This is a genomic window from Marinibactrum halimedae (genome assembly GCF_021234875.1).
In the GTDB taxonomy this organism is placed as follows: Bacteria; Pseudomonadota; Gammaproteobacteria; order Pseudomonadales; family Cellvibrionaceae; genus Marinibactrum; species Marinibactrum halimedae.
The window spans coordinates 30,344-46,537 of the sequence record NZ_JAJQVM010000023.1 but is presented as its reverse complement, the minus strand read 5'-3'; the positions used below and the strand labels follow the sequence as shown (position 1 = coordinate 46,537).

Annotated in this window: 13 protein-coding genes; 6 read left to right on the top strand and 7 right to left on the bottom strand. The window is 43.4% G+C overall.

Features of this window, described 5'->3' with window-relative positions; all coding sequences use genetic code 11:
• Positions 1-234: 234 nt before the first annotated feature.
• Complete coding sequence (locus tag LU351_RS13785) at positions 235-813, bottom strand: TetR/AcrR family transcriptional regulator (protein ID WP_232594670.1); 579 nt, start codon at positions 811-813, stop codon at positions 235-237.
• Positions 814-958: 145 nt separating this feature from the next.
• On the opposite strand from LU351_RS13785, the gene LU351_RS13780 reads away from it, so the two are divergent.
• Complete coding sequence (locus LU351_RS13780) at positions 959-2,002, top strand: alkene reductase (protein ID WP_232594669.1); 1,044 nt, start codon at positions 959-961, stop codon at positions 2,000-2,002.
• Positions 2,003-2,817: 815 nt separating this feature from the next.
• Complete coding sequence (locus tag LU351_RS13775) at positions 2,818-3,471, top strand: DUF1826 domain-containing protein (RefSeq protein WP_232594668.1); 654 nt, start codon at positions 2,818-2,820, stop codon at positions 3,469-3,471.
• A 233-nt stretch (positions 3,472-3,704) separates the two neighbouring features.
• On the opposite strand, the gene LU351_RS13770 is transcribed toward LU351_RS13775, so the two are convergent.
• Entirely contained in the window at positions 3,705-4,139 is a 435-nt protein-coding gene (locus tag LU351_RS13770) for a helix-turn-helix domain-containing protein (protein ID WP_232594667.1), read from the bottom strand.
• 360 nt (positions 4,140-4,499) lie between these two features.
• Here LU351_RS13770 and LU351_RS13765 point away from each other — a divergent pair, with 360 nt between their 5' ends.
• The 3 genes from LU351_RS13765 to LU351_RS13755 all read left to right on the top strand — a co-directional run bounded on the left by LU351_RS13765 (position 4,500) and on the right by LU351_RS13755 (position 8,237).
• The gene (locus LU351_RS13765; protein WP_232594666.1) at positions 4,500-4,835 is read left to right on the top strand and encodes a helix-turn-helix domain-containing protein; all 336 of its coding nucleotides are present in this window, start codon (positions 4,500-4,502) and stop codon (positions 4,833-4,835) included.
• A 226-nt stretch (positions 4,836-5,061) separates the two neighbouring features.
• Entirely contained in the window at positions 5,062-6,444 is a 1,383-nt protein-coding gene (locus LU351_RS13760) for a hypothetical protein (RefSeq protein ID WP_232594665.1), read from the top strand.
• An 80-nt stretch (positions 6,445-6,524) separates the two neighbouring features.
• Positions 6,525-8,237 carry a S8 family peptidase gene (locus LU351_RS13755; protein WP_232594664.1) on the top strand — a complete coding sequence of 571 codons (1,713 nt, stop codon included), beginning with the start codon at positions 6,525-6,527 and terminating at the stop codon, positions 8,235-8,237.
• Between the two features lie 136 nt (positions 8,238-8,373).
• Here LU351_RS13755 and LU351_RS13750 read toward each other — a convergent pair whose 3' ends face one another.
• The 5 genes from LU351_RS13750 to LU351_RS13730 all read right to left on the bottom strand — a co-directional run bounded on the left by LU351_RS13750 (position 8,374) and on the right by LU351_RS13730 (position 14,982).
• A complete protein-coding gene (locus LU351_RS13750; protein ID WP_232594663.1) occupies positions 8,374-9,582 on the bottom strand; it encodes a hypothetical protein in 1,209 nt (402 codons plus the stop codon).
• Positions 9,579-11,936, bottom strand: a complete 2,358-nt coding sequence (locus LU351_RS13745; protein ID WP_232594662.1) for a bifunctional diguanylate cyclase/phosphodiesterase — start codon at positions 11,934-11,936, stop codon at positions 9,579-9,581. Before LU351_RS13745 ends, LU351_RS13750 begins: the two co-directional genes overlap by 4 nt.
• A gap of 12 nt (positions 11,937-11,948) precedes the next feature.
• Positions 11,949-12,584: a methylamine utilization protein gene (locus LU351_RS13740; RefSeq protein ID WP_232594661.1), complete on the bottom strand. Its 636-nt coding sequence runs from the start codon at positions 12,582-12,584 to the stop codon at positions 11,949-11,951.
• Between the two features lie 566 nt (positions 12,585-13,150).
• The gene (locus tag LU351_RS13735) at positions 13,151-13,834 is read right to left on the bottom strand and encodes a peroxiredoxin-like family protein (protein ID WP_232594660.1); all 684 of its coding nucleotides are present in this window, start codon (positions 13,832-13,834) and stop codon (positions 13,151-13,153) included.
• Positions 13,835-14,016: 182 nt separating this feature from the next.
• Positions 14,017-14,982 (bottom strand): tRNA-dihydrouridine synthase, encoded by a 966-nt coding sequence (locus LU351_RS13730; RefSeq protein ID WP_232594659.1) that lies wholly within the window; start codon positions 14,980-14,982, stop codon positions 14,017-14,019.
• A 246-nt stretch (positions 14,983-15,228) separates the two neighbouring features.
• Between LU351_RS13730 and LU351_RS13725 the strand changes: the two genes are divergently transcribed.
• Positions 15,229-16,167, top strand: a complete 939-nt coding sequence (locus LU351_RS13725) for a hypothetical protein (protein ID WP_232594658.1) — start codon at positions 15,229-15,231, stop codon at positions 16,165-16,167.
• The last annotated feature ends 27 nt before the right edge of the window (positions 16,168-16,194 follow it).

Here is a 16,194-nt window from a genome sequence, read left to right as displayed (position 1 = left end):
ACAAAATCGGCCAACCCGTAATGTGATACAGACTAGATTATTTTGGGTTGTAAAAGCAAATCGAGTAAAATTAACTTTTGTAAAATTTAAATATTTCATTTTTTTTACAAATTAGAGCGATGGCTTTTGTGTGTTTTATTGTGGAAGGAAATAGTGGAGGGAAATAACAGAGGCTTGTGAATTAGCATCGTTTAGTTTATTTTTTCAGCGTTTTCGAGGGGGTCAGTATTGAAATTATTGAGAAATATAGTCAAATAACTCATTAGCCAGACGTTGCAAAACACCTTTTTCGGGTTGTGTGTGGGAAAAAGTACGAAGGCCGTAGATACCCATCACCAAGAATTGCGCTAATTCTCTGTGGTTTCTGTCTGTAGTGAGTTCATTATTTTGTTGTGCTTGTAGGAGTTTGTCTTCAATGCCTTTTTGCCATTGGCCTAAGCTTTCGGCAATCACCAATTCAACTTCTTCGTCTTGTTGAGCTAGCTCGCTCAGAGCTTTTTGCAGTAAACAGTCTTTAATGTTGTCGCGGTCGCACTCTTTTACTACCTGTGCAAGGTAGGATCGTAATCCGTTTAATACCGAATCCTCTTGTTTAAAAAAATATTCAAATTCATGGCTTCGGTCAAGCTTGTACTGTTCAAGCGAAGCCAACAACAGGCCCCGCTTGTTTTCAAACGCACAGTAAATGGAGCCAGGATGAAGGCCTGTTGCGTGCTTCAAGTCGGTCATGCTGGTTTTGCCATAACCTTTAGCAAGGAAAGCCTCCATGGCAGAACGTAATACCTCTTCCCGGTCAAACTCTGCACTACGCATAGGGGGTTCCAGCCTTTTTCTTGATGTTATTGATTGTTCAATGAGCGCCAATCTTACCAATACTTGAATAAATATTCAAAAATATCTTGAATGTTTGCTCAAGAATGTTTATTTTGAACAAACATTCAAGATTGAGGATTCACTCATGTTAGAGACACTTTTTAAACCTTTTCCATTAAACGAGACCTTGTCTCTTTCCAATCGTATCCTTATGGCTCCATTGACTCGATGCATGGCAGATGACAATTTGGTGCCGACACAAGCCATGGCCGATTATTATGCCCGTCGGGCCGAAGCGGGTTTGATTATTTCTGAAGCCACCATTATTCGAGCAGATGGCCAGGGCTATCCGAATACACCAGGGTTATTTACCCCTGAGCAAATTCAGGGCTGGAGAAATGTGACGGATGCGGTACACCGAAAGGGTGGGAAAATGTTTGCGCAGCTATGGCATACCGGGCGTGTTGCCCATCCCTATTTTTGGAAGGGGGATAAGGTTCTCGCCCCTTCTCCAATTCAAGTGGACGGCACTGTACCGAGGATGCGTGAGTTGACCTATATCGAGCCGACCCCTGCCACTCCTGGGGAGCTTAAACAGTTGGTTGACGATTACGCTCAAGCTGCCGCGAATGCCTTAGAGGCCGGGTTTGACGGTGTTGAAATTCACGGAGCCAATGGTTACTTAATTGATCAGTTTTTGCATTATGGCGCCAATAGTCGAGACGATGAATATGGCGGCACTCCGGAAAATATGGTGCGTTTCCCATTGGAGGTCGTGGATGCCATCATTGAGCGAATTGGTTCAGATCGTACGGCGTTGAGAATTTCTCCGGGAGCGTATTTTAATATGGAGGGAGATGTACGGGATCGAGCGGTATTTGATTATTTACTACCAGAACTCGAAAAGCGTGATTTGGCGTTTCTGCATATTGGTATCTTTGATGACTCGATGGAGTTTGACTACCTGGAAGGTACCGCATCAAATTATGTGCGCCGTTATTATTCAAAAACCTTAGTTGGCGTCGGTGGTTACACTGCCGAAACAGGGAGTTCGGCTATTAACAACAATCAGTTTGATTTACTTGCTATTGGTCGCCCTTTTATTGCAAACCCTGACTTCATTCAAAAAGTGAAAAAAGGTGAAGAATTAGCCGAGTATCACGATGATTTATTAGGTGAGTTGGTATAACGATTTTCTGCATCAGAGGAAATACAGCGTTTAGATTGTCTTTGTATTTCCTCAATGTTGTTAATTACTTAGAGCATTTAATTTTCTCTTCTCCCAGATGATATATGTTATTTACCGCGACATACGTCCCCGACAGAATTGCCGTAGTGGGATAAATAATAGGCGTGGCAATGACCCCTTCAATGGAATAAAACGAGTTGGTTTCTTCAACAAGATTAACGACGCGCAATGTTTTTCTGTCACTGGAAATCTCACATTTGGCTTGATGAGCATTATCACTTTTGGGTAGCACAACGCAGCTTTGGAGCCAGATAGTCGCAATAGTTATAAATACTGCTGGTATGAGTTTTTTATCGTTTATAGCAGTGTTTATCCGTGGAGTCATGGGTTGTTATTGTCCTGTTTGTTCAATGATTGGAATTTAAGGGTTGTTTTTACAAGGGCGTGTTGATGCTTTATTCGCGATGGTTCAATCAACAAAATACCTTACAAGGGTGATCTGACAGCCAAAACATTCATCGGTTCACAGTCGTTCTGCTGATAATGACTCGATTTACAGGGTATCGATTTACAGGGTAATAGTATGAGCTTTCAGTCTTGGTTTTCTGTGAGAGAGTTGACTCTGTGTCGTAGTTTCTTGTTACCTAATGTTATGTTATAACATCGTTTTGAGTTGTGAGACTGTAGAGAAGCGTTGTAGTTGTAGTTGTAGTTGTAGTTGTAGTTGTAGTTGTAGTTGTAGTTGTAGTTGTAAGAGTAAAGAGTACGCTGTAAAAGCGCGTTGTTTAAGACGCTAGAGCATTTGAGGGATAAATATGGGTGAAACATGTACAGAAATAGCGTGGGCACAACCCGCATTAGGGGCGTCAGCTGAGGTGTTGACCCAAGTTTATGAGGACCACATTAATCTCGCTGTTTGGCAGCGAACTCTTAACCCTAATTTGGATACTTACGCTCAAGAGTGGTGTCAAAAACATGAAGCCTGGGCGATTAAACAGATTGTCCCGACAGAGGATGTCGAAGCTCTTCTAAGTCAAGAATTACCGGAGCTTAAGCATAAAGACGAATTTATTGCCGATTTAGAGCTACTGATTGACATGTTTAGTTGCTTGTTTGAGGTCAAAGAAGTGGGGTTACGTTTAACTCCTTTGCGTAAAGCCATGTGCCCTAAATTTCATGTGGATAATATTCCTTGTCGCATGGTGTCTACTTATGGAGGGCCTGGGTCGCAGTGGTTGCAGGAGACGGATGTGAATCGGAGTCTTCTGGGGCGCGGCTCTAAAGGCTTGTCAGACGAGGAGTCAGGGCTTTATCCAACGTCGGATGCCATTCAGCAATTGGGTTCGCAAGAGGTCGCTTTGCTCAAAGGAAGTGGTTGGGAGGGGAATGAGCAATCAGGAATTGTTCATCGGTCTCCGGCACTGCATTCTGGACAATGCCGCTTATTACTGACACTAGATTTTTATTGATACGAAAACGTTTTCATTTAAGCTAAAAGCCCTGCTGACTTGGTGAGCAGGGCTTTTTTGTTTGCATTGAAGTAATGTTAAATTGAATTTGTCGCCAGTAAAAAACGTCTTAATGTGGCGCGTTTATTAAAAGACGTTCTTAGACGCCCTTGTTAAGCAAATTGTTGTTAAGCAAATTAATAATAAGTAAGCGGTTAAGTAAAGTGGTTGTGTAAAAAATGATTGCGTAAGGTTCAGGTGTTACGGAAAGGCAAAGGTTTGACGGAAAGTCGATACTCATTTGGCGATAAGCCAAAATACGCCTTAAATGCTGATACAAAGCTGGCATAGTAGGTATAGCCTACCATTTGGGCAATAATTTTCATGGTGAGTTCAGTGGTTTTCATCAGTTCGATGGCTTTGTATAGTTTTTTTTTCCTCAACCAGTAATACACACTCTCCCCTTGTTCTTTTTTAAATTTTTCGCATAAGGTATTGCGGTTAGTGCCGATAGAACGTGCTACCTGATCAAGCGTAAATTTCTTATTCAAATTTTTTTGTAAAAAATCTATTGCCTTTTGGCTGATGGATTTTGATTGATTTTTTTTGAGAGAATGCGGGTGGGGCTTCAGAGTGGGGCTTAGGTATTTTTTGAATGAAGTAGGGTGGATGTCTACCGGTGTTGCCATGACAAATCCTTAATAAAATAGATGAATAAAAAAGGAATTTAATGCGACTTTAAAGCCTGAATTTTTATATCAAGTCTGTATTCTAAGCACTTGTGTTTCACTGGTATGACTGGCGATGCTTTTTTTGAATTGAGTTTTCATCTCTCCAGGATGGATGTTAATTATACGTTGATTTTACGTTTAAGTATCAAAAAAATACATGCGTTATGGTGAGATTCTCCTAGTATGAAATCGTCATTTTTTTGCCTTGCTTGTGTGTGTTGGTTGTATGTTTGAGTAATGTAAAATAACCATAAAAAAAATTTTCTTTCTTAAGAAATTGTCTAATTAAAGCGATCATGATGAGGAAAAGTGGCACCTATGAATAAAAAAAATATCGCCGAACGCCTTCGCGTTGTCATGAAAAACCAAAACATAAAAAAATATTCTCCTATTGCGGCGTCGTTGAATGTAGATGAGAGCACCATTTCTCGTTGGCAGACAACAGGTAATATTTCACTGTCAAATGCCATTAAAATCAGCGAAGAGTTGGATGTTTCATTGGATTGGTTGTTGTTAGGTCGAGGTACAACATTGCAGCATAAACATTTCTCTGCTTCTGAAAATGAAATTAATGTGATTATGAATATGAGAAAAATAGACGAACAGTGCGCCACACAGGTCGATAATTTATTAACAACATTGTTAAAACGTTAATGTATAGGGTTTGTCAAGCGCATTATTTTGTCGTGGAGGTGTAGCAATGTTGTCATAAAAGTTAAGCGTAATACTTATGTATGAAACGCAAATTTTTGATATGAACCTGTGCGTGGCACACTCTTTTAACCTTTAGAAATTAAGCACCCAACACAATACTCTTGTGGCCAGCAAGCCATGATGCTTGTTCAGGTTGATAACAAAAATCCATAAAAGGGTTAAGCTTATGAACTATGTCAATACGTCACATTTCGCAAATCCTCAAGTTTCTTATGCTCCGATTACACATTTTATGCCTCAAGGTGCAATCGGCGATATTATTGGTAGTGTTGCTCCAGCAGTAGGTGGAGCCATTGGTTCTGCTGTCGCTCCTGGTGTTGGTACTGCGCTTGGTGGTGCAGTAGGGTCTGCAGCAGGACAATTAGCCAGACTTCTTCCTTTCAGTGCCGGTCCTCAATTTGTGCCACAAGGTGCTGTTGGTAATGTGATCAGCACTATTGCTCCGGTTGCAGGTCAGTTGGCGGGCCAGTTAGGGCATTTACTGCCTTTCAGTGCCGGCCCTCAGTTTGTGCCTCAAGGCGCTGTTGGTAATGCGATCGGCACTATTGCTCCGGTTGCAGGTCAGTTGGCGGGCCAGTTAGGGCATTTACTGCCTTTCAGTGCCGGCCCTCAGTTTGTGCCTCAAGGTGCTGTCGGTAATGCTATCGGCACTATTGCTCCGGTTGCAGGTCAGTTGGCGGGCCAGTTAGGGCATTTACTGCCTTTCAGTGCCGGCCCTCAGTTTGTGCCTCAAGGTGCTGTCGGTAATGCAATCGGCACTATTGCTCCGGTTGCCGGTCAGTTGGCGGGCCAGTTAGGGCATTTACTGCCTTTCAGTGCCGGCCCTCAGTTTGCACCTCAAGGTGCCGTGGGTAATGCAATCGGCACTATTGCTCCGGTTGCCGGTCAGTTGGCGGGCCAGTTAGGGCATTTACTGCCTTTCAGTGCCGGCCCTCAGTTTGCACCTCAAGGTGCCGTGGGTAATGCAATCGGCACTATTGCGCCGGTTGCCGGTCAGTTGGCGGGCCAGTTAGGGCATTTACTGCCTTTCAGTGCCGGCCCTCAGTTTGCACCTCAAGGTGCCGTGGGTAATGCGATCAGTAGTATTGCGCCGGTTGCCGGTCAGTTGGCGGGTCAGTTAGGGCACTTATTGCCTTTCGGTGCAGGCCCACAATTTGCGCCACAAGGTGCGGTAGGTAATGCCATCAGCAGTATTGCGCCGGTTGCCAGTCAGTTGGCGGGTCAGCTAGGGCACTTATTGCCTTTCGGTGCAGGCCCACAATTTGCGCCACAAGGTGCCATCGGTAATGCCATTAGCTCATTTGCACCAGTTGCAGGTCAAATGGCCGGCCAGTTAGGGCATTTATTGCCATTTGGAGCAGGACCTCAATTTGCGCCACAAGGGGCGATAGGCGATTTGATGAATCAGATCGGTCAACCTGTGGGCTCCTTCATTGGTAATTATTTGGGTAACCAAGAGTTAGGTGCTCAAGTGGGCAAAACGGCAGGACATCTTGCGCAGCAAATTTTGCCTTTCTCTGCACAACCAACCTATGCCTATAACGCCTAGCTTGGGCGTATTTCTGCTGTCAGCCGCAATGGCTGGCAGTGCTTTTCTACTGACCTGCACAATAAATTTGGAGATCGCTCATGAAAAATGACAACTCCCCCCCAGAAGCAAATAATCAAAATGTGTTGTTTGCGCCTAAAAATAAAAAACGTTATTTAGTGGCATCCAAGCGCGGCAATTTTGCTTTGCAATCTGGCATTCAACCGCTTCAATCTCATGAATTAAAGCGGTTTGTTGAAACTATTCCGAATGCCAATATCGTGAAAACCATTAAACCGAATACCACATTTTCGCCCCAGTCTATTTCCCCTAATGAAACGAAAGAAGTGCATGTGGTGGAGATGGGAACAGACGATTGCGCTTCTCTTTTAAGTAATCTCCCGCCTCACATCCATGTAGAAGAAGAGCAAACATTGGATTATATGGACAGTGTTGGCGTGCAAGCACAAATTCCAGCAAGGCGTTATTCTCTCGCCAAAGTGGCGACGCAAATTACTTATGAATTTCTGGTGTTAGGCGAAGGAGACATTCCTTTGACGGGAGTGGAAATTCAAATTTCTTCTGCTGGCACTATGGCGAGTGGTTCTACAAACAGTAAAGGGATGGCGAAGCTCTCTCTAAAAACCATGCCAAACTCCCACATTGATACCGTATTTGCTAAAGCAAAAACCATGTATTGGGATGTATATGTGGATAATCCCGCCTTAACCAAAGATTCTGTGAACGTTATTCGATTAAGCTCCTTGGCAGAGACTATTCCCGGTTTCCCTAATGACTTTCGTTATGGTTGGGGTCAAAAATTAATGGGGTTGGCCGATCAAGAATCTCGATTAACCGGTAAAGGCGTCAAAATTGCCATTATCGATTCTGGTTTGGGTACTCATGAATTATTAAACCACGTCACAAGAGGTTACAACGTTACCGGTTCCGATGATGTGAAAGTCTGGAACGTTGATACCATTGGTCATGGGACTCATGTGGCGGGCATGATTACCGCGAATGGAGAAAATGGGCAATTGCGTGGTTTTTGCCCGGAAGCGGAGATCATTGTTGTTAAAGTTTTCCCCGGTGGTACTACCTCGGCGTTGGTGGAAGCCATCAAAATTTGTATGGAAGAAAATGTGGATGTGGCCAATTTAAGTTTGGGTACACCCAATGTGTCACCGATTGTGGAGCAGCATATTGAAGAGGCCTCCATGTCGGGTGTAGCGATGGTCGTTGCCGCAGGTAATAGTGGTGGGCCTGTACAATTCCCCGCAAATTCTGCCAATACACTGGCTGTGTCTGCTATTGGTGCCACAACAGAAGTGCGAGAAAACACGTGGGATGCTTCACAAGTCAATCCTGAATTAATGACAACAACCGGCATTTTTTCACCTCGTTTTACTTCATTTGGCCCACAAGTGAATGTGTCTGCACCGGGTGTGTCAATTGTGTCTACCGGGCCAGATAATACGTATTTTCCTGACTCGGGTACCTCTATGTCTGCCCCGCATATTACTGGCTTGGCAGGGCTCTTATTGGCTCATCACCCTATATTTAAAAATGAATGTAAGGCGCGTGATTACAATCGTGTAAGAGCGTTATTTAATATGTTGTGTGAAACATCTTGCCCTTTGCAATTTGGCTCGGAGCGCTCAGGGTTTGGTTTACCAAATTTACAAACGGTGGCGCCACTGCTCATTCCGACGCCAGAGAAAACCACCAAATCCAACGGTGCTTCTCCCCCTCCCAAAATGTCCAACAGTGTGGCTCAGCAAGGAGTGCCACCGTATTATTATGTCATGCAGTAACAAGCGGTAGGGGAAAATGGTAGGGGAGTTAATAGGCTGTGTTTTAACGGCCTATTAACATAATACATATAGCGTAATACATGGCGTTTTTCTTGATGGGTTCTGATGGAGTTTAATTTCTTGGCGTTATTATTTTTTAAAATTTCATTTGAACGACAAAAAGACTCTGTTGTTGATGTTGCTCTTGAGCGATGTTTAATGATTCTCGATTGACCGCTGTATTGCGATTGATGTGATGTTCTAAGCCCAGTTGCCATTGCTTGGTAAAGTTGTAGCGCCAAGCTAGTGTGATTCCGTATCCATTACTCTCATTATTATCTTCAGGAATGGTGTCGTCTTCATGCACTATAAAACGATCGTATCGTAGACTCACTCTATGCTGGTTCATTCGGTGGCTGAGCATAAGGTAAAAAGCATCATAATCGACGAACACAAAGTTATCACCCATTTCGGTACTGCCTGTCATATATTGGCTGATGAGGCGGGTTTGTTTTGACAGCCTGTGTTGAAATGCAAACGAATGATAGCGGGTTCGCCAAGCATAAAGACGTTGTTGGTTCAGTGCGTTGGGGTCTGCAAGGTTGTCGTAATAGTAATACCGAAATTTGGTTTGAGTGTAATAATCCAAATGTGCGCCCACATACACTCCCAGGCGATCGTCAATTTCGCGAAAGGGTTCTATCCAATTGGGATGCCATAACCCTTCTCGATTAATGACGCTGGGATAAGGCGCGAGTTCTACGCGATCGCCATACAAGCTCTGACGATCGTGCATGGCGAAACCACGCCAGCTTATTAATGCCCCCAGTGAGTCATTACCGGCAAAGGTGGCGAAGCGGATTTGCCATGACCAGGGACTCTTTCGCACTCTGCCTGGGCTGTAGGCAGTGACTTCGATACCGGCTGTTCTTTGTTCTTCACCAATCCAACTGTTGATTGCTGATTGCGTATAAGTGTATGGCGAGAGCCAGCCGGTATCGACATTCTCTAAAGATAACTTGGGGTAAAAAAAACCGGCTCGGCCTTGCCACTTAATGGTATCGGCGCTTAATGGTTTGTATATCAGCTCGGCTTGGCTGAAGCCCAGTTGCTGATTGCCATCTTGGTAAGCATTCAGCACGGTATGGAGTGTGAATGAAGAGGGCAGCTCTTTAGTGACGTCTAAAAAAGTGTGCTGCAGGTGAGCACGATCTTGGTCGTAGCGCAGTATGCCGGTTCCGTTTTCTTGCCAGTTGGTTAGAGAGTCTGTGGCGGCGATATTGGCTTGAATAAGGCCGTTTAATTCAAAAGCTGCAATTTCAAAATGAAAGCAGCTGAATAGAATGAAAAGTAGCCTTTTTTTCATACGGTTTGGGTCTGCTGTTGTTCAAGGAACTGGGTATACCAATCTTCAAATTTATTGGCAGGAAGTGGGCGACTTAAATAAAACCCTTGCGCTTTTGTACAACCAATGGCGGCTAAGTATTCGAGACTTTGGGCGTCTTCTACACCTTCTGCTACTGTCTTTAAACCTAAATTTTGAGCCAGAGAGATGACAGTTTTGACCATAACCTGATCTTCTTGGCTTTTGGCCAAATCCAATACAAATGCTTTGTCTATTTTCAGTTCGTCCACCGGCATTTTCTTCAGTTGTGCCATGGAGGAGTAACCCGTACCAAAGTCGTCGATGGACAAGGTTATGCCCATTCTTCGAAGGGTATTTAACGCTTTCATAGCATTATCGGGGTTGCCCATAATAGCGCTCTCTGTCACTTCCAAGGTTAGCATTTGGGCTTCAACATGGAATTCACTGAGCAACTCGCTCACGTAGGTTGGCAGTTTCATATCCACTAAATCGACGGCAGAAATATTGACGGCCATTCCAATGTCATAGCCTTGGCGATGCCAAAGGTTCTGTTGTTTGAGCGCTGCCCTTAATGCCCAATGGGTAACATGGCGTATGGAGCCGGTTTGTTCGGCTAAAGGAATAAACTCGTCGGGAGGAATAAAACCGTGTTCTGGGTGATTCCAGCGGATAAGGCATTCCACGGTTTGAATTTGATTCTCGTCTATACTCAGCTTGGGTTGATAATACAGCTCAAGCTGACCTTGAGATAAAGATTCTTTTAGCTCAGACATCAGGTTGAGCCGTTGTACTGAATATTTATTTAACTCGGTTTTATACAGTGTGAAAGGTGAATGTTGCCCTTTGCCACTGTACAAAGCAATATCGGCACATTGAATCAGGTCTTCTGCCGTTTTAGCACTGTGGGGATAAACGGCGACGCCAATACTGACATTGACATCCAATGTTAAGCCATCAATGACAAAGGGACGCTCAAATAAGTCGGCTATTGATTGGGCAAATGCTTCAGGTGTTTGACCATGACTTTCATCCAATATAATCCCAAATTCGTCTCCGCCGATTCGAGCATAAAGCGTGTTTTCTCCTGCATAAATCATCATGCGTTGCGCGATCAGGTTGAGTAATGTATCGCCTGTGTCATGTCCTACGGTGTCATTGATGTCTTTAAAATGATCAATGTCCAGCATTAAAATCGTGATTTCTGTTGATGAAGGTTGGTTGATTTTTTGGCGAATGGCGTCATTAAACTGTAAGCGATTCGGGAGGCCCGTAAGTTCGTCATAGTAGGCGAGATAATGAATTTTCTGTTCACGTTCTTTGAGGCCACTAATCATTTGTTTGAACGCTGCCGAGAGTACGTTCACTTCTTGGATTGATTGCGAAGGCAGCTCGACTTGATAATCACCGCCACTAATTTTCAATGCACTGTTCGAAAGTTTTGCAATGGGTTTTGTGATTCCGTTAGATAATAACATGGCCCCAGCTAACGATAGTAAGGCTGCCAGCCCAAGAATGCCGGCCAGTTGTGACAGTAAGCTGGTGTAGCTGATATAAGCGGAATTTTTGTTAATGGCTAAGACTTTGAAAACCTGAGCCTGTTGCCATACTCCCATTGGATAGGCGGCATAAACAAAGGTTGAGTCCCCTAAAGCAATTTCTTGTAATGAGGCATTGGTAATCAAATCTGCCTTTTTTAAATCTTCAATATTTTCTGAGTCAAAAGTTGAGGCAATCACCCAATGTTCATCGTCTTGCCGAACTAAACTGACTTCCATAGCCGTTAAGTTAACCAAATCTTCATTAATCAATTTGTTGGCTGCAATACCCATGAGTAACCAATAATCGATGTTTCGTGATGAGGCCGTCTTTTTAATGGGGGCAGCTTGTATCAGGTAAAATGCCTCATTATGTTTGACCCAATTAATTTCTCCCCCAATGACTTGGTTGGGGGATGTTGGTAAATTAACTTGGCTTAATGAATTTTCTAAAGGCTGACCTTGGTTATCGGTGATCCAAAAAATGTCTGCGTTATTACGCGTTTGGAAATTTTTCATCGCTGAGGCTAATGATTCTGGGTCGTTTTCTGCATCATAAATCAGGCTTCGTAAATTAAAATTATTGGATGCTGTAACAAGCCCTTCATGTAAGACTCTTGCGCGATTTTGAACTTTATCCTGAACTACACTGGCTGCGGTTTGTGCCAAGTTTTTTAATTGGCCTGTAGAATGTTGATAGGTTGTGGAATTGACGATAAATAGAGTTGTGGTGGTAATGAGTGTGAGCAGTACTAAAAAAATCAATAACATGCGACTGCGAAGAGAATTCAACCTGGGTGTGCGGGAATGGCTCATCATCACAGCCTATCATTAAAATTCATAGTCAGAGAATTCATCATTATCTTCATACTCTTCATGACTGGGTAACAGCTCAGACATTAACTTAAATTGTAAATGTGTATCCTCTTTTAGTGTAACGGCCTTTTCCAAGTGGCTGGGGTTATCTTGGATGCGAGGGTGCCATACTTTCACTTTATATTTGTCTGCGGGTAAGTCAAATTCGACAACCCCTTCTGCATTGGTTTGCGCAAAATGGGGGGTATCCACCACTAAAATATAACCCAGCATCCAGTCATGTACATTGCATCCCAGCTCAATGAGCCCTGGCTTGTCAAAGAGTAGGGGGTCTGTTTCGCTGCCTTTATACAAAGGCAGCTCAAATTTTTTCGCTTTGGAAAAAGAGTACACATGATGCTTAATGGAATCGGAGTTCGGAAAATGAACGAGGGTATTGGTTTGAATGGGTAAAATGTGCGGTTTAAACTGTTGGTTGACTTGATCCATAATGCTGATTTCTGAAATCGGATTGTTCACAGCTTTGTTGGGGATTAAGTAAACAACAACGTTAGGTAAGGTCGTATTTTGAGGAGTGCTGATGCTAACTTTAAAAGAAACGGCGTTGCTGGTATGACAAAATAAAATCAGTAAAACAAAGAGTATCTTCATGATAATGGGGCCTGTACAGTGGCGCTCTATCCGCTTCCACAATTATTTTGGAACATAATCCTAGTTGTAGAGCTTAGGGTCAAGCGTTGAGGCTAGGGTAGTGACGCTGAGATGACAGTTCAGGTAAGGCAGATAAGCTTTACTTTTCTGGAATATTGTGTGTATTTCGATTAGTTATATGAATTCGATCAATCAAAGTAAATGTGTTTGCTAGAAAATACTATTTCGCAGTTTCATTCTATTATGAATAAATGACGTCCATGATTGTGCTCCATTAGTGATAATTAAATGTCTTGGGGGAGAGAAAAATTGAAGAATGAGAGGGATTGTATGTGATTGGTATGTACCGTGACGGATAGCGATTTCTGAAATTAAAGGGTTGGTTGGTTTTTCTCTTTGAGAAAATAGTTTCTCTGTGTGTTGGTTTTTATTTTTTAGGGTTGCCAGAAAAAATAGGTTGCCTAATGAAATACTTCAAATAATCCGGAATCTCATTCGATAAAGTATCGTTGACCATGCTTGAATAGAAGAAGGGGCTAAGCCCCTCCTGCTTATTATTGTGTAAATTACATAACCTTCGGCGAAGAAATCAGCGATTTTACTGTGGCCAGCAGTTCGTCAGCGGGCATTCTGACTTTGTAATCTGGATTGGTGTATACGTATTTCACAGTCCCTTCTTTATCAATCAAAATGACCGCTGGTACTGCTAAGGCATTGTGCAACTCCAAAGAAGATGCCTTTGTGTCTTTGGCAAATTTTACTAAGCGATTTATTAATCCCTTCGCTTCAAATGCAATGCCTAAACGACGAGCGGCATTCATATTGGCGTCAGAATAAATGGTGTAATTCAACCCTTTAATCGCTTCTTGTGTTTCTCCCGATAAACTTGAGTGCAAAATTTCTGGCCTGTCACCACTTAAAAAGAGTGTGTTGACACCCAGCTCACGAATTTCTGGTAATACTTTGCGTAAATCTTGCAATTGAGTATTACAGTAAGGGCACCATCCACCTCGGTAGGTGATAATCAGTGAGGGTTGTTTCAGTGTTTTGGGGTCAAACACATAGGGTGTATTTTCAACAGTTTGAATGGTGAAGCGGGGCGCTAGCTCGCCAACACGAATGGGTTGAATATCTTTAGCGGTTTTGGCAATGGCAGGCAGCGACATCTCGGATTCTGTCATCTTTTCGGCGTGCGCGGGAGAGAGAATCATTAATGAAGCGAATAACATTGAGCATAGTGTCAGTGACATACTTTGAGCACTTGAGCGCCAAGACTTTTTTATTTGAGATTTTTTGAGTCGTGTTAGCATTGAATTACCCTAATGGCTTAAAAAATGTAATGATTAAACAGTTGGATGCTGTCGTTAACTCTTAAGGAGTGGAACCCTTAATAAGTTTCACACTATTTAGACACAAAAATCTCTCAAAAATCTCACGATAATTGTTCGGAAAAGTATTTTTCTATGATGAGGGGTTCGCGAGTGCCTTTAATTTGTTCAAAAAATTGTTCCGCTTCTGGGTATTGCTTCCTTAAATAAGCCAGCCACTGTTTGAGCCGATTGCCGGTGAACTTTTTCGGGTAAAGACGAGTGGTTGCGGAATAAAATCGATGCAGTAGAGAGCATATGTCTTGCCAGGAGTGGGCGGCGATCGATTCATTGGCAGCGTAGGCCTTAATTTGCAGTGCTAAATCTGGGCAAGCCATTAATCCTCTGCCGATCATAAAATCCGTACAGCCGGATTCGGCACGGCACTGTTTCCAGTCTTCAACGGTCCAAATCTCTCCGTTAGCCACTACGTTAACGTTTGGAGTTACTTTGGCTAGAGTTTCGCGAATGTCGGCTAGAGTTTCCCAATACGCAGGTGGTTTGTAACCATCCACTTTAGAGCGGGCGTGCACAACCAATTCGCTGGCACCGCCTTCCGCAACGGCCAGTGCATTGTCTAAATAGCCTGAGCGATCATGAAATCCTAATCGAATTTTCCCGGTGACGGGTGTCGTGTTGGGAACGGCATGTCGTACAGCGGAAACAATCTGGTTAACGCGTTCAGGTTCTTTCAGAAGGGAAGCCCCCCCGTCATTTTTATTGACCGTTTTCGCTGGGCAGCCGAAATTTAAGTCGATGGTATGAGCCCCTAGTCTCGCTGCTTTGGCCGCATTAACGGCCATGGGTTCGGGCTTTCCCCCCAATAGTTGAATTTTGACAGGTGTGCCAGAAGAGGTGGTGCAATGGTTTTCCAATTCTGGGCAGTATCGTGTAAAAACCTTGGGAGGTAGAGGGTGGTCAGTAACACGAATAAACTCTGTAACACATTGATCAATGCCGCCTAGAGCCGTCAATAATTCTCTGACACTGGCATCAACAACACCTTCCATGGGGGCTAAATGAATTTTCATACTGCGATACGTCTTTTGTAATTAACAGACTTTGTTGTTAACGGGTCTTGTTGTCAACAGACTTAGATGTTAACTGGATTGTATAAGCCCCCCCTTCGGTCGTATTTTGAAGAGGGTTTGCATGTGGGCACTTTACTACAGATGCTATGTTACGGATATGGGAGCTGAAAAGCCTCGTCAAGTGGGTACACTTTATTTCGAGGGTGGGGTTTAATCTTACTTATTGTTTTTAGATCGGGAATTTTCATGCTGCAGCAAGTGCCTATCTGTTCTTTTTTTGTTCGAAAAAGAGATTTATTTATTCGAAGTAAACACTTATTGGTTCGACGTCTTTCAATGTGGATAGCGAGTACGCTTGTTGTGATATGTTCTTCGGTCTACGGCAATGAAGTCGATGTGCCACGTTTACTTGATCAAACGTATTTGGATGAACCTATTAAGGCTTTTCCAGAATTTGTATTTGAGGCGTTGATGTTCGCTGAATCAAGGGGATACCATTTTTCTACGGATCAGTGGACGTTGATTTTGGCACAATCTAAAACAGTACATTCTTCATCCGCGATGAGAAAACGTTTAGAAAATCGCTTGGCGATGCACCGCCAAGGTTTAAGTATAGAGTGGGCCTACGATTGGTATCAGCAACCTGCTGGCAGGCGTATTGTAATGGGGTTGGCAGCGGCATCCCGGCCTGAGCGCCTTAAAAAACAACGTACGAGTTTATCTCAGTCGTTACTGGCAAATGATGCATTATCAGATTTTGCAGAGGATTATGAGAATCGATTTAAACCTACTGAAAAGCAATTACGACGCCGCCAGGCGGTCATGGGGGATTTAACCTCTGGGATTGCGAAGATTTTGCTTCCAAATCGACCTTTTCAGTCTCAAGAAGTGAATGAAGTATTGGCATTACAGAGTTTCGAGTTGAGGCCACAGTGGCGTCGTCAAGAAAAACTACGTTGGATTGACGGGTTGAGATCGTTGTACCCCTCTGAGGTGGACAAGTTTAGAGTAGCCTTGAATCACCCCCAGATGACGACATTCATACAGCTTGTTGATACCACGACGTCTGAGGTGATGAATGAGGCGGTTCAGGAGCTATTGCAAATCATTGCTGGGGTCGTAGATCAATCAAAGCAAGATGCTTCACAAGAACCAGTGTTGCCTGAAGCTCTACCGGAAATGTAGTTCTCAGTTTGTAAAGACAGTTCGTTT